General features: G+C 71.1%; 10 protein-coding genes. 4 read left to right on the top strand and 6 right to left on the bottom strand.

The features are described 5' to 3' along the window. Positions 1 to 22 precede the first annotated feature (22 nt). Both ABT171_RS24200 and ABT171_RS24205 read left to right on the top strand, forming a co-directional pair. Complete coding sequence (locus ABT171_RS24200) at positions 23 to 865, top strand: DsbA family protein (RefSeq protein WP_351247063.1); 843 nt, start codon at positions 23 to 25, stop codon at positions 863 to 865. A 94-nt stretch (positions 866 to 959) separates the two neighbouring features. Then, on the top strand, positions 960 to 2630 hold the full coding sequence (locus ABT171_RS24205) for an alkaline phosphatase D family protein (protein ID WP_351247064.1): 1671 nt from the start codon (positions 960 to 962) through the stop codon (positions 2628 to 2630). 7 nt (positions 2631 to 2637) lie between these two features. Here the strand turns inward: ABT171_RS24205 and ABT171_RS24210 are convergent, their stop codons facing one another. Then, entirely contained in the window at positions 2638 to 3216 is a 579-nt protein-coding gene (locus ABT171_RS24210; RefSeq protein ID WP_351247066.1) for a dienelactone hydrolase family protein, read from the bottom strand. Between the two features lie 104 nt (positions 3217 to 3320). Between ABT171_RS24210 and ABT171_RS24215 the strand changes: the two genes are divergently transcribed. Beyond that, positions 3321 to 4415, top strand: coding sequence for a mechanosensitive ion channel family protein (locus ABT171_RS24215; RefSeq protein WP_351247068.1), 1095 nt, complete (start codon positions 3321 to 3323; stop codon positions 4413 to 4415). Here the strand turns inward: ABT171_RS24215 and ABT171_RS24220 are convergent, their stop codons facing one another. The 5 genes from ABT171_RS24220 to ABT171_RS24240 all read right to left on the bottom strand — a co-directional run bounded on the left by ABT171_RS24220 (position 4416) and on the right by ABT171_RS24240 (position 9809). Continuing rightward, complete coding sequence (locus tag ABT171_RS24220; protein ID WP_351247070.1) at positions 4416 to 6002, bottom strand: Na+/H+ antiporter; 1587 nt, start codon at positions 6000 to 6002, stop codon at positions 4416 to 4418. Positions 6003 to 6096: 94 nt separating this feature from the next. Continuing rightward, on the bottom strand, positions 6097 to 6564 hold the full coding sequence (locus tag ABT171_RS24225; RefSeq protein ID WP_351247072.1) for a GNAT family N-acetyltransferase: 468 nt from the start codon (positions 6562 to 6564) through the stop codon (positions 6097 to 6099). Further along, positions 6561 to 7505 (bottom strand): RluA family pseudouridine synthase, encoded by a 945-nt coding sequence (locus ABT171_RS24230; protein WP_351247074.1) that lies wholly within the window; start codon positions 7503 to 7505, stop codon positions 6561 to 6563. Before ABT171_RS24230 ends, ABT171_RS24225 begins: the two co-directional genes overlap by 4 nt. Before the next feature lie 73 nt (positions 7506 to 7578). Further along, on the bottom strand, positions 7579 to 8175 hold the full coding sequence (gene lspA, locus ABT171_RS24235) for a signal peptidase II (RefSeq protein ID WP_351247076.1): 597 nt from the start codon (positions 8173 to 8175) through the stop codon (positions 7579 to 7581). 59 nt (positions 8176 to 8234) lie between these two features. Beyond that, positions 8235 to 9809 (bottom strand): TraR/DksA C4-type zinc finger protein, encoded by a 1575-nt coding sequence (locus ABT171_RS24240; RefSeq protein WP_351247078.1) that lies wholly within the window; start codon positions 9807 to 9809, stop codon positions 8235 to 8237. Between the two features lie 603 nt (positions 9810 to 10412). On the opposite strand from ABT171_RS24240, the gene ileS reads away from it, so the two are divergent. Beyond that, positions 10413 to 13556, top strand: a complete 3144-nt coding sequence (gene ileS, locus ABT171_RS24245; protein WP_351247080.1) for an isoleucine--tRNA ligase — start codon at positions 10413 to 10415, stop codon at positions 13554 to 13556. The last annotated feature ends 200 nt before the right edge of the window (positions 13557 to 13756 follow it).

Raw genomic sequence — 13756 nt, forward strand, 5'->3', positions numbered from 1 at the left:
GTCCCACATGGAGATCACCAACATGAGCAAGCGGAACGCCCAGGCGGCGAAGACGGCGGCCCGGGAGCGGCTGCGCCAGGAGCGCGAGCGGCAGGCGAAGCGGGACAAGGCCAAGCGGCAGCTCGTCGTGGCCGCCTCGGTGGTGGCCGTGCTGGCCGCGGCCGGCGGCATCGGCTACGCCATCGTCCAGGCGAACAAGCCGAGCCACTGGGAGGGCCTGAAGGACGCCAAGGTCGTCGCTCCGGCCCACACCACGGGCGCGAACGGCACCACGGTCGTCATCGGCAAGGACACCGCCAAGAAGACCCTCAAGGTCTACGAGGACCCGCGCTGCCCCGTGTGCGCCTCCTTCGAGCAGACTGTCGGCCCGACCGTCAAGAAGGACATCGACGACGGCAAGTTCAAGATCCAGTACATCGGCGGCACCTTCCTCGACGGCGACTCGCTGAAGAACGGCAGGATCGGCGCCAACGGCGAGGGCTCCAAGAACGCCATGAGCGCAATGGGTGCCGCGCTGAACGTCAGCCCGGAGGCGTTCCTGGAGTACAAGAGCGCGCTGTACTCCGCGAAGTACCACCCCGCCGAGACGGACGACAAGTTCAAGAGCGACGACTACCTCATCGAGGTCGCCGACACCGTCCCGGCACTGAAGAACAACGCCGCGTTCCAGCAGGCGGTGAAGAAGGGCACCTACGACGCCTGGGCGCTGGCCATGTCGAAGACCTGGGACACCAACAAGGACGGCGTGACCGGCACCCCCAGCTTCGTCATGAACGGCAAGATGCTCGTCATCGACAGCCAGGGCCACCCGCCCATGACGGTGGCCGACTTCAACCGGCTGGTGGACGCGGCCCTCAAGGGCTGACCGTCCGGCGGAATCCGTCCTTCCCGTGAAGAGCGGGCGAACATTGGGAGTTCGCCCGCTCGTGGGGGTGTACCGATCAGTAACCTGATCGGCCGTGACCAGTCGAAAAAGATCACTTCCGGCCACCGAAGGCCGCAACTCGTTCTCACCTCGCCGCCGTACGGTCGTCAAGGCCGCGGCGGCGACCGCTGTCCTGGCCGGCCCGCTCGCCGCCGCCCTTCCGGCGCGCGCCACCGACCAGGACCCCGCCTTCCTGCACGGTGTCGCCTCCGGTGACCCGCTGCCCGACGGCGTCCTGCTGTGGACCCGGGTGACCCCGACCCCGGAGGCCACGCCCGGCTCGGGCGTCGGCCCGGACACCGAGGTGGACTGGGTCGTCGCCAAGGACAAGGCGTTCACCAGCATCGTCGCCAAGGGCTCCGTCACCGCGACCGCCGCCTCAGACCACACCGTGAAGGCCGACGTCCGGGGCCTTGCGCCGGCCACCGACTACTGGTTCCGGTTCTCGTCCGGCGGCACCGAATCGCCGGTGGCCCGCACCCGCACCGCGCCGGCGGCGGACGCGAGCGTGGCCGGGCTGCGCTTCGGCGTGGTCAGCTGCGCCAACTGGGAGGGCGGCTACTTCGCCGCCTACCGCCACCTCGCGGCCCGCAACGACCTGGACGCCTGGCTGCATCTCGGTGACTACATCTACGAGTACAAGTCCGGCGAGTACGCGGCGCGCGGCAAGGTCGTCCGCCCGCACGCCCCGGCGAACGAGACCATCACGCTCGCCGACTACCGCATCCGGCACGCCACGTACAAGACCGACCCCGATCTGCAGGCCCTGCATCTGAAGGCGCCGGTCGTCGCGATCTGGGACGACCACGAGTTCGCCGACAACGCCTGGTCGGGCGGCGCGGTGAACCACACCGAGGGCGCCGAGGGCACCTGGACCGCCCGCAAGGCCGCCGCCAAGCAGGCCTACTTCGAGTGGATGCCGGTCCGCCCGGCCATCGAGGGCACCACCTACCGGCGGCTGCGCTTCGGCAAGCTCGCCGACCTGTCCCTGCTGGACCTGCGCTCCTTCCGCTCCCAGCAGGCCTCCACCGGCAGCGGTTCGGTGGACGACCCGAACCGGACGATCACCGGCCGGGCCCAACTGGACTGGCTGAAGGCCGGGTTGGCGGCCTCCGACACCAGGTGGCGGCTGGTCGGCAACTCCGTGATGATCGCGCCGTTCGTCATCGGCTCCCTCACCGCCGACCTGCTCAAGCCGCTCGCCAAGCTGCTCGGCCTGCCGCAGGACGGCATCGGCGTCAACACCGACCAGTGGGACGGCTACACCCACGACCGCCGCGAACTCCTCGACCACCTGCGCGCGAACGCCATCGGCAACACCGTCTTCCTGACCGGCGACATCCACATGTCCTGGGCCAACGACGTGCCGGTGGACGCGGGCACCTACCCGCTGTCGCCGTCGGCGGCCACCGAGTTCGTCATCACCTCGGTGACCTCCGACAACCTCGACGACATCGTCAAGGTCCCCGAGGGCACAGTCTCCGCGGTCGCCGCGCCGGTCATCGAGGCCGCCAACCGGCACGTCCACTGGGTGGACACCGACCGGCACGGCTACGGCGTGCTGGACATCACCGCCGACCGTGCGCAGATGGACTACTACGTCCTGTCCGACCGCACCGACGCGAACGCGAGCGCCAAGTGGGTGCGCTCCTACCGCACCCGCAGCGGCACGCAGAAGGTCGAGCGGACCTACGACCCGGTGTAGCCGCCGGCTACACCGACTGCAGGCTGTCGAGGAAGCCGAGCGCCACCCGCCAGGTGGCCTCGGCGGCCTCCCGGTCGTAGTCCGGCAGCTCGGGGTCGGTGTAGAGGTGCCCGGCGCCGGCGTAGCGGTAGACCTCCACATCGGCTCCGGTCCGGCCCATCTGCAGATACCAGGCGCTCAGCCAGTCGTCCGTCTCGAACGGGTCCGGCTCGGCCACATGCAGCTGCACCGGCAGCCCGTCCACGTGCGCGGTCGGCGCGATGTCCGACGTGCCGTGCAGGAGCAGCAGCCCGCGTGCCTTGTCGTCGCCGAGGGCGAGGGTCTGGGCGATGGAGGCGCCGAGCGAGAACCCGGCGTACACCAGCCCCCGCTCCGAGTACGGCGCCGCCGCCAGCACGGCCCGCTTCAGCAGCTCCTCCTTGCCGATCCGCTCGTTGAACTCCATGCCCTCCTCGACGGTGCCGAACGTGCGCCCCTCGAAGAGGTCGGGCGTCCACACCTCGTGGCCCGCCATGCGCAGCCGGTCCGCGGCGTCGCGCACCGCGGGCCTGAGGCCGTAGGTCGAGTGAAAAAGCATGATGTTCATGAGGCCATGGTGCCAGCCGGGGCGCCGCCGCCGGAGCCGCCGTACCCACGAACCCGCCGAACTCACATGTTCATGGCCGCGGAGCGCCGGTTAGAAGCGGAGGCATGGAGAACCTGCTCCGACCTGTGATCGTGATCGGCGGCTCGGTGCTGATCACCCTGGCCGTCGGCTGGGCCACCGACCGGCTGCTGTGCAAGGCCGACGCGCGCGACCGCGACACCCCGCTGTGGGGGCTGCTGCGGCGTGGCCGCGTCCCCTACCAGCTCGTGCTGTGCGCCGCGCTGCTGCGAGGGTCGTACGACCAGGCGAAACTGCTGGAGCGGCACCAGGCCGGCATCGGCCGGACGCTGACGCTGGTGCTGATCGGCTCCGTCGCCTGGCTGGTGATCCGGATCGCGGCGGCGATCGTCGAGACCACCTACAGCCGCTACGCCCGCGCGCACCGGGACCCCGCCCGGGTGCGCAGGGTGCGTACGCAGGTGGAGCTGATCATGCGGGTGGTGTCCGCGATCGTGATCGTCGTGGCGGTCGCCGCCATGCTGCTGACGTTCCCCGCGATGCGCGCGGCCGGGGCCTCCCTGCTCGCTTCGGCGGGCATCATCGCCGCCATCGCCGGTGTGGCCGCCCAGTCGACCCTGTCCAACATGTTCGCCGGGCTGCAGATCGCCTTCGGTGACATGGTGCGCATCGGCGACACGGTCGTCGTGGACGGCGAATGGGGCACGGTGGAGGAGATCACGCTGACCTTTCTGACGGTACGGACCTGGGACGAGCGGCGGATCACCATGCCGGTGTCGTACTTCACCTCCAAACCCTTCGAGAACTGGTCACGCGGGACCCCGCAGATGACGGGCATCGTCTACTGGCACCTCGACCACAGCGCGCCCGTCGAGGCGATGCGCGAGAAGCTGCGCGACATCCTGCGCCAGTGCCCGGCGTGGGACGGCCGCGCCTACGGCCTGGTGGTGACGGACAGCACACCCAACACCATCCAGGTGCGCGCCCTGGTGACCGCGAAGGACGCGGACGACATCTGGACGGTGCGGGTCACGGTCCGCGAGCAGATGATCACCTGGCTGGTGGCCGAGCACCCCTATGCGCTTCCCCGCGTCAACCACTCCGACGCGGTGCTCCCGCCGCAGCGCCTCCCCGCCCCCGACCGCGTCCTGCTCCGCAAGGACCACCAGTCATGGCCGTGATCACCGCAGGCTCCGCACGTCCAGATGCCGGAGCACCCGGTCCACGATCTCCGGATCCGCCCCCGGTTCGCTGCGGGCCGCCAGCACCTCGTGCCGGGCCGCGCTCAGCATCTCGTTCTGGATGCGCCGCACCCGCTTCAGCCGCCGGGCCCGCTGGTGCTGCGCCTCCCTGCGCTCCTCCTCCCCCATGTCGGGACTGATCCGGATCCCGATGTCGAAGGCGCGCCGCAGCATCTGCTCGGACAGGTCCTCGGGCAGGTCCTCCACCTGCTCGATCTCCCGCAGCCGGCGCTTGGCCGCCTTGGCCGCCCGCACCGCCAGCTCCTTCTCGAACTCCTTCTCCCGTTCCGAGTCGGCCCGCACTCCGAGCCACCTCACCAGCGACGGCAGGGTGAGCCCCTGCAGGACCAGTGTGACGATGATCACCCCGAAGGCGATGAAGATGATCTCGTCCCGGTCGGGGAACCGGGAGCCGTCAGCGGTCTTCAGCGGAACGGCCAGCGCCAGCGCCACCGAGGCCACCCCGCGCATCCCGGACCACCACATCACGAGGGTCTCCCGCCAGCTCACCGGGATCTCCTCGTCGTAGTCCCGCCGCGCGTGCAGCCGCTTGGTCAGCCAGGTCGCCGGCAGCAGCCACAGCAGCCGTACGACGATCACCACGCCCACGACGGCGGCGGCCCAGCCGAGCATCTCGCCCCACCGCCCCTGGGCCGTGCGGATGGCGTTGTGCAGCTCCAGGCCGATGAGCCCGAAGGCGACGCCCGTGACGAGGGTGTCGATGATGTCCCAGAAGGTGTGCCCGGCCAGCCGGGTCATCACGTCGTCGGCGTCGGTGGCGTACTCGGCGAGGAAGAGAGCCGTGGTGAGCACCGCGAGCACCCCCGAGCCGTGCAGCTTCTCGGCGAGCACGTACGAGGCGTACGGCACCAGTAGGGTCATGCCGATCTGCAGGGTCGGATCGCCCAGCAGGTCCATCAGCCTGTTCGCGCCCCAGCCGAGCACCAGGCCCACGGCCACCGCGACGACGGCGGACAGCACCAGGTCCAGGCCGGCCTCCCACGGCGAGAACGAACCGCTCACGGCCGCGGCGATCGCCACGTGGTACAGCACGATGGCCGTGACGTCGTTGAAGAGACCCTCGCCCTCCAGGATCGACACCAGGCGGCGCGGCAGCCCGAGCTGCCCGGCGACGCTGGTCGCGGCGACCGGGTCGGGCGGGGCGATCAGCGCGCCCAGCGCGACGGCGGCGGCGATCGGCAGCCCCGGCACGATGGCGTTGGCGACGAACGCCACGCACACCGTCGTCACGAACACCAGGGCGACGGCCAGCAGGAGGATCGGGCGGACGTTGGCCGCGAACTGCCGCCAGGAGGTGCGCCGTACGGCGGCGTAGAGCAGCGGCGGGAGCAGCCCGGGCAGGATCAGGTCCGGCGGGATGTCCACGTTGGGCACGAAGTCGGCCACCGCGAGGACCCCGCCGAGCAGCGTCATCAGCACCGGCGCCGGAACCCCGAACCGGTCCCCCACCGGGACGCTCACCAGGGCCCCGAGCAGCAGTACGAACAACAGGGCCAACTGATCCACGGCCGGCGCTCCGGGGGTCGACGATCACACGGCAGGCCTCAAGCCTGCCACCCGGGCGCCGGGAACGCCCGCCGCCCGACGGCCCGGCAGGCGCCTACAGGGCGCGGCGCATCGCCCGGTGCGGGATACCGGCGTCCGGGAACTCCGGGCCGTACGCCGCGTAACCGAGGCGCTCGTAGAAGCCCAGGGCGTGGGTCTGCGCGTGCAGGTCCACCGCGGCGAGGCCACGCGCGCGTGCCGCGTCCTCGATCGCCCGCACCAGCGCTGCGCCGACGCCGAGCCCGCGGGCCTCGCGGGAGACGGCGAGCCGCCCCAGGGAGCCCACCGAGACGTCCCCGCCCGTCTTCGCCGCCGCGGCCTCGCCGTACAGCAGGCGCCCGGTGCCGAGCGGCACACCGTCCTCGCGGACCGCCAGGACATGCACGGCGACCGCGTCGTAGGCGTCGTACTCGATGTCCTCGGCGACGCCCTGTTCGACGACGAAGACCTGCTTGCGGACCGCGAAGCAGGCCTCACGGTCGGCGGGGCCCCCGGCGATCCGGACGGTGTACGGCGCGCTCACGCGTAGGTGTCCTCGCGGACCTGGTCGAGGGCCTTCTGCAGGTCCTCGGGGTAGTCGCTGGCGAACTCCACCCACTGGCCGTCCCCAGGGTGCTCGAAGCCGAGGCGCACCGCGTGCAGCCACTGGCGGGTCAGGCGCAGCCGCTTGGCGAGGGTGGGGTCGGCGCCGTAGGTGAGGTCGCCGACGCAGGGGTGGCGGTGGGCGGACATGTGGACGCGGATCTGGTGGGTGCGGCCGGTCTCCAGCTTCACGTCCAGCAGCGAGGCGGCGCGGAACGCCTCGATCAGGTCGTAGTGCGTCACGGAAGGCTTGCCGTCGGCCGTGACCGCCCACTTGTAGTCGTGGTTCGGGTGGCGGCCGATCGGCGCGTCGATCGTGCCGCTCGTCGGGTCCGGGTGGCCCTGGACGAGGGTGTGGTAGCGCTTGTCGACCGTGCGCTCCTTGAACTGGCGCTTGAGCGACGTGTACGCCCGCTCCGACTTGGCGACCACCATCAGGCCCGAGGTGCCGACGTCCAGGCGGTGCACGATGCCCTGGCGCTCGGCGGCGCCGGAGGTGGAGATCCGGTACCCGGCGGCGGCGAGACCGCCGATGACCGTCGGACCGGACCAGCCCGGGGACGGGTGCGCGGCCACGCCGACCGGCTTGACGATCACGACCACGTCCTCGTCGTCGTGCACGATCTCCATGCCCTCGACCGGCTCGGCGACCACCTGCACCGGCGCGGGCGCCTGCGGCATCTCGACCTCCAGCCAGGCGCCGCCGCGCACCCGCTCGGACTTGCCGACCACCGCGCCGTCGACCTGGACCTTGCCGGCCGCGGCAAGCTCCGCCGCCTTCGTGCGGGAGAAGCCGAACATGCGGGAGATGGCGGCGTCGACGCGCTCGCCCTCCAGGCCGTCGGGCACGGGCAGGGTACGGATCTCGGGAATCGTGCTCACCCGTCGAGTATGCCGGACGGGCCGGACCGCCCCGAACGCGCCTGTGGACAACTCCGGCGCGGGACGGCGGCGCTCAGTCCTTGTGGACCGTGCCGTCCGGGTCCAGGCCGCGGAAGGACAGCAGCACGATCAGGATGCCGCCGCACACGATCGCCGAGTCCGCCAGGTTGAACACGGCGAAGCCCTTGGGCGCGATGAAGTCCACGACCTTGCCCTCGAAGACGCCGGGCGACCGGAAGATCCGGTCGGTGAGGTTGCCGAGGGCGCCGCCGAGCAGCAGGCCGAGCGCGATGGCCCAGGGGTAGCTGTAGAGCTTGCGTGCCAGACGGATGATCACCACGATCACGGCCGCGGCGATCAGCGTGAAGATGACCGTGAAGGCCGCGCCGAAGCCGAAGGCCGCGCCCGGGTTGCGGATGGCGTTCAGCTCCAGCCAGTCCCCGATCAGCTTGATCGGCTCGTGCCCCTCCAGCTTGGCGACCACGAGCGTCTTGCTGATCAGGTCGAGGGCGTACGCGAACGCGGCCACCGCGAACAGCAGGGCGATCCGGCGCCCGCGGCGGGCCCGTACCTGGGCCGGGGCCTGCTCGTGCGCCCCGGCCACCGTCGTCTGCTCGCCGCTGTCGTCCGGGGTGTCCGGCGTACCGATGATGCGCTCCGCCTCTGCCACGTGAGTCCCTCAACCTAGGTGCCTGACTGAGGACGAGACTACGGCACGGCCCGGCACGCTCAGGAGCGGCGTTCCTGCTTCTGTTTGCACTCCACGCACAGCGTGGCCCGCGGGAAGGCCTGCATCCGGGCCTTGCCGATGGGGTTGCCGCAGTTCTCGCACAGGCCGTAGGTACCCGCGTCCAGCCGCTCCAGGGCGTGCTCGTTCTGGACCAGCATCTCGCGCGCGTTGGCGGCCAGCGCCAGCTCGTGCTCGCGCGTGATGTTCTTGGTACCGGTGTCGGCCTGGTCGTCCCCCGCGCCGTCGCCGGAGTCCCGCATCAGGCCCGCCAGGGACGCCTCGGAGGAGCTGATCTCGTTCTGCAGCCGCTCCACCTCGGACAGCAGTTCGGCACGGGCCTTCGCGACCTCTTCCGGGGTCCAGGGTTCCTCGCCGGGGCGCACCGCCAGTTCGCCGGGCTCCGCCGCGGCGACCCGCGCCTTGGGAACGGCGGTCTCCGCCGTGGCCGTGCCAGGAGTCTTCTTCGCAACCACTGTCGTGGCTCCCGTCTGCTTCGCGGCCCGCGCCGCGCCCGCCTTCTTGGCCCTGCTCGTGTGGTCCGCCTCCGTGGAGACGCCCCCGGCGGCCGCCTTCCTGCCGCCCACCTTCTTCATTGCCGGCTTCTCGACGGCCGCCCCCTCCGCCACCCCCTTCGCCTTCGCCGCGGTCTTCGTCCCGACGGCCCCCTTCGCCGCCGGCTTCTCGACGGCCGCCCCCTCCGCCACCCCCTTCGCCTTCGCCGCGGTCTTCGTCCCGACGGCCCCCTTCGCCGCCGGCTTCTCGACAGCCGTCACCTCCGCGTCCGCCACCCCCTTCGCCTTCGCCGCCGTCCTCGCCCCGACGGCCTCCTTCACCGCCGGCTTCTCGACAGCCGTCACCTCCGCGTCCGCCACCCCCTTCGCCTTCGCCGCCGTCCTCGCCCCGACGGCCTTCCCGGACACCTGCTTCTTCGGAACCGCCGCCCTGTCCGCCACCGCCTCGCCGGCGAGCGCCCTCTGAGCCGGCGCCGGCGCCTTCCCGGCCGGTGCCTTGGCGGCGGCGGTCTTGTCCTTTGCCGTGCGTTCGCCGACAGCGCCCGTCTTGGCCGCCGTTTCCTTCGGGGCCGCCCTCTTGGCAGCCGGGGCCGCCTTCTTTCCGGCCTGTCTTTCGACGGCCGCTTCCTTGACCAGCGCCTTCTTGCCGGCCGCCGCCTTCGCCCCGGACTTCTCGGCGGCGCTGTCCTTGGCTGCGGTCTTCCCGGCAGCCTTCTTCCCGGCAGCCGTCTGCTTCGCCGTGGCCTTCTTCACGGCCGTCTGCTTCGCGGCCGTCTGCTTCGCCGCGGTCTTCTTCGCGGTCGTCTTCCCGGCCGTTCTCCCGGCGGCGGCCGTCGCCCTCCCAGCCGTCTTCTTCACCACCGCCTTCACCACCGCCTTCTCAGCGGCCTGCTCTGCGCCCGCTCCCCCGGCGTCCTTTCCCCCGGTGCCCTTCCCCCCGGTCACCCTCTTCTTCCCGGCCACTCCCTTGGCCTCACCGCCGGACGCAGCCGCGCCGGAGGCAGCCGCGCCCCTGCGCCGGCCGGTCGCCGGCTGCTGTACGGCGGTCTTTTTCGCCACCATGGCCGCGGCCCCTTCACATATTGTGATCTTGCTCGCGAATCGTGCTGGGACGATAAATCGACTTGGGTCCCGCGGCAACGGGGCACACCGCCCGATTCGCCCGCCCGCACCCCCGCGCAGCGAGCCTGCCTCCGTTGTGCCCAGCTCCCCGCCGGGTAATCCGCCGGAGCCGGGCCTCACCGGACCCGGACGCACGCCCCTCGCCATTCGGGTCATCCCGGCCCCTCGCACCGCCCGCCGCGGCACCGCACGGAAATCCGGTCGGCCGCTGTCCGCGCGGCGCCGTACACTGGGCGGAGCGAAAAGCGTGGATGGGGACGAGTAGCGGCGTACGCGGCCGAGAGCGACCCGGGGACGGTGTGAGCCCGGGGGCGAGCGCGACGTGAAGATCACCCCGGAGCCGCCGGAAGAAAGCCGCAGCCGCAGGGCGAGAGCGAGTAGAACCGGCTTCGCGACCCCAATGAGGGGGCTCACCGCCGCGTACGGCGCGACGGAGGGCCAAGGAGGGTGGTACCGCGGGAGCGCGCCGCACACGGCGTAGGCAGGATCGAAGCTCTCGTCCCTCCGACGGAAGGCAGCAAGTCCGTTGGAGGATGCTCGCAGATGACAGCGCCGACGTACCGCCAGGTGCCCGCACAGGTCGACCTGCCCGCTCTTGAGCACGCCGTGCTCGACTTCTGGCGCGACCAGAAGATCTTCGCCAAGAGCCTGGAGCAGTCCGAGGGCCGCCCTGAATGGGTGTTCTACGAAGGCCCGCCCACCGCCAACGGCATGCCCGGCGCCCACCACATCGAGGCGCGCGTCTTCAAGGACGTCTTCCCGCGCTTCCGCACCATGCGCGGCTACCACGTGGCCCGCAAGGCCGGCTGGGACTGCCACGGCCTCCCGGTGGAGCTGACGGTCGAGAAGGAGCTCGGCTTCTCCGGCAAGCAGGACATCGAGGCGTACGGCATCGCCGAGTTCAACGCCAAGTGCCGGGAGTCCGTGCTCCGCCACACCGACGCGTTCGAAGCGCTCACGACCCGGATGGGCTACTGGGTCGACCTCAACGACGCGTACGTCACGATGGCCCCCGAGTACATCGAGTCGGTCTGGTGGTCGCTGAAGGAGATCTTCACCAAGGGCCTGCTGGTCCAGGACCACCGTGTGGCCCCCTGGTGCCCGCGCTGCGGCACCGGCCTGTCCGACCACGAGCTGGCGCAGGGCTACGAGACGGTCGTCGACCCGTCCGTGTACGTCCGCTTCCCGCTCACCTCCGGTCCGCTCGCCGGCGAGGCCGCGCTCCTGGTGTGGACGACGACCCCCTGGACCCTGGTGTCCAACACGGCGGTCGCCGCGCACCCGGAGGTCACCTACGTCGTCGCGGCCAACGGCGAGGAGAAGCTCGTCGTCGCCGAGCCGCTCGTGGGCAAGGCGCTCGGCGAGGGCTGGGAGACGACCGGCCAGACCTTCACCGGCGCCGAGATGGAGCGCTGGACGTACCAGCGTCCCTTCGAACTCGTGGAGTTCCCCGAACCGGCCCACTACGTGGTCAACGCCGACTACGTCACCACCGAGGACGGTACGGGTCTGGTCCACCAGTCCCCCGCCTTCGGTGAGGACGACCTCAAGGTGTGCCGTTCCTACGGCCTGCCGGTCGTGAACCCGGTCCGCCCGGACGGCACCTTCGAGGAGGACGTCCCGCTGGTCGGCGGCGTCTTCTTCAAGAAGGCGGACGAAAAGCTCACCGAGGACCTCCAGCAGCGCGGCCTCCTCTTCAAGCACATCCCGTACGAGCACAGCTACCCGCACTGCTGGCGCTGCCACACCGCGCTGCTCTACTACGCGCAGCCCTCCTGGTACATCCGCACGACGGCGATCAAGGACCGCCTCATCCAGGAGAACGAGAAGACCAACTGGTTCCCGGCGACGGTCAAGCACGGCCGGTTCGGCGACTGGCTGAACAACAACATCGACTGGGCGCTGTCCCGCAACCGCTACTGGGGCACCCCGCTGCCGATCTGGCGCTGCGAGGACGACCACCTCACCTGCGTCGGCTCCCGCGCGGAGCTGACCGAGCTGACCGGCACCGACCAGTCGGGGCTCGACCCGCACCGCCCGTACATCGACGAGGTCACCTTCGCCTGCCGCCACGACGGCTGCGGCAAGACGGCCACGCGCGTGCCCGAGGTCATCGACGCCTGGTACGACTCGGGCTCGATGCCGTTCGCGCAGTGGGGCTACCCGTACAAGAACAAGGAGCTGTTCGAGAGCCGCTACCCGGCGCAGTTCATCTCCGAGGCGATCGACCAGACCCGCGGCTGGTTCTACACGCTGATGGCCGTCGGCACCCTGGTCTTCGACAAGTCGTCGTACGAGAACGTGGTCTGCCTCGGCCACATCCTCGCCGAGGACGGCCGCAAGATGTCCAAGCACCTGGGCAACATCCTGCAGCCGATCCCGCTCATGGACCAGCACGGCGCGGACGCGGTGCGCTGGTTCATGGCGGCCGGCGGCTCCCCGTGGGCGGCTCGCCGGGTGGGCCACGGCACCATCCAGGAGGTCGTCCGCAAGACCCTGCTGACGTACTGGAACACGGTGGCCTTCCAGGCGCTGTACGCCCGTACGTCGAACTGGGCGCCGTCCGCGGCGGACCCGGCCCCGGCCGAGCGCCCGGTGCTGGACCGCTGGCTGCTGTCCGAGCTGCACGCGCTCACCGACCAGGTGACGCAGGCGCTGGAGGCGTACGACACCCAGCGCGCCGGCAAGCTGCTGTCCGCGTTCGTCGACGACCTGTCCAACTGGTACGTCCGCCGCTCGCGGCGCCGCTTCTGGCAGGGCGACAAGGCCGCGCTGCGCACGCTGCACGAGGTGCTGGAGACGGTCACCAAGCTGATGGCTCCGATCACCCCGTTCATCACCGAGCGGGTGTGGCAGGACCTGGTCGTGCCGGTGACCCCGGGCGCGCCGGAGTCCGTGCACCTGGCCTCCTGGCCGGAGGCGGACCTGTCCGCCATCGACCCGGAGCTGTCCAGGCAGATGGTCCTGGTCCGCCGGCTGGTGGAGCTGGGCCGGGCCACGCGCGCGGAGTCGGGCGTCAAGACGCGCCAGCCGCTGTCCCGCGCGCTGATCGCGGCGACCGGCTTCGAGTCCCTGGACCCGGAGCTGCACACGCAGATCACCGAGGAGCTGAACGTCTCGGCGCTGGCGTCGCTGTCCGAGGTGGGCGGCTCGCTGGTGGACACCACCGCGAAGGCCAACTTCCGTGCGCTGGGCAAGCGGTTCGGCAAGCGGGTGCAGGACGTGGCCAAGGCGATCGCCGGTGCCGACGCCGCCGCGCTCTCCCTCGCCCTGCGCGAGGGCACGGCCTCCGTGGAGGTCGACGGTGAGACGGTCACCCTCGCCCCGGACGAGGTGATCATCACGGAAACCCCGCGCGAGGGCTGGTCGGTGGCGTCCGACTCCGGTGCCACGGTGGCGCTGGACCTGGAGATCACCGAGGAGCTGCGGCAGGCGGGCCTGGCCCGTGACGCGATCCGGCTGATCCAGGAGGCCCGCAAGAACAGCGGGTTGGACGTGGCCGACCGGATCGCCCTGCGGTGGACGTCCACGGACCCGGCGGTGGTCGCCGCGCTCAGCGAGCACACGGGACTGATCGCCGAGGAGGTCCTGTCGACGGACTTCCAGCAGGGTGAGGCCGACGCCGGCTACGGCGAGCCGTTCACCGACGAGGGACTGGCGCTGACGTTCCGGCTGCGCAAGGCGTAAGCGCCGACTGCTCCGCGAAGGGCCCGGTCTCCACTGAGGAGGCCGGGCCCTTCTGTCAGTCCTTCTTGAAGTGCGAGGAACGCGACGCGGGGGAAGGCGAGGAACGCAACCCGCGTAAAAAGGGCGGGCCCCCGGGACCGAAGTCCAAGGGGCCCGCCCTATTGAGCGCTGCCGACGCCGTTGTCGTACTAGTGCCCGGT

Origin of the sequence: Streptomyces sp. NPDC001851, from assembly GCF_040297165.1 — a bacterium.
GTDB lineage: Bacteria > Actinomycetota > Actinomycetes > Streptomycetales > Streptomycetaceae > Streptomyces.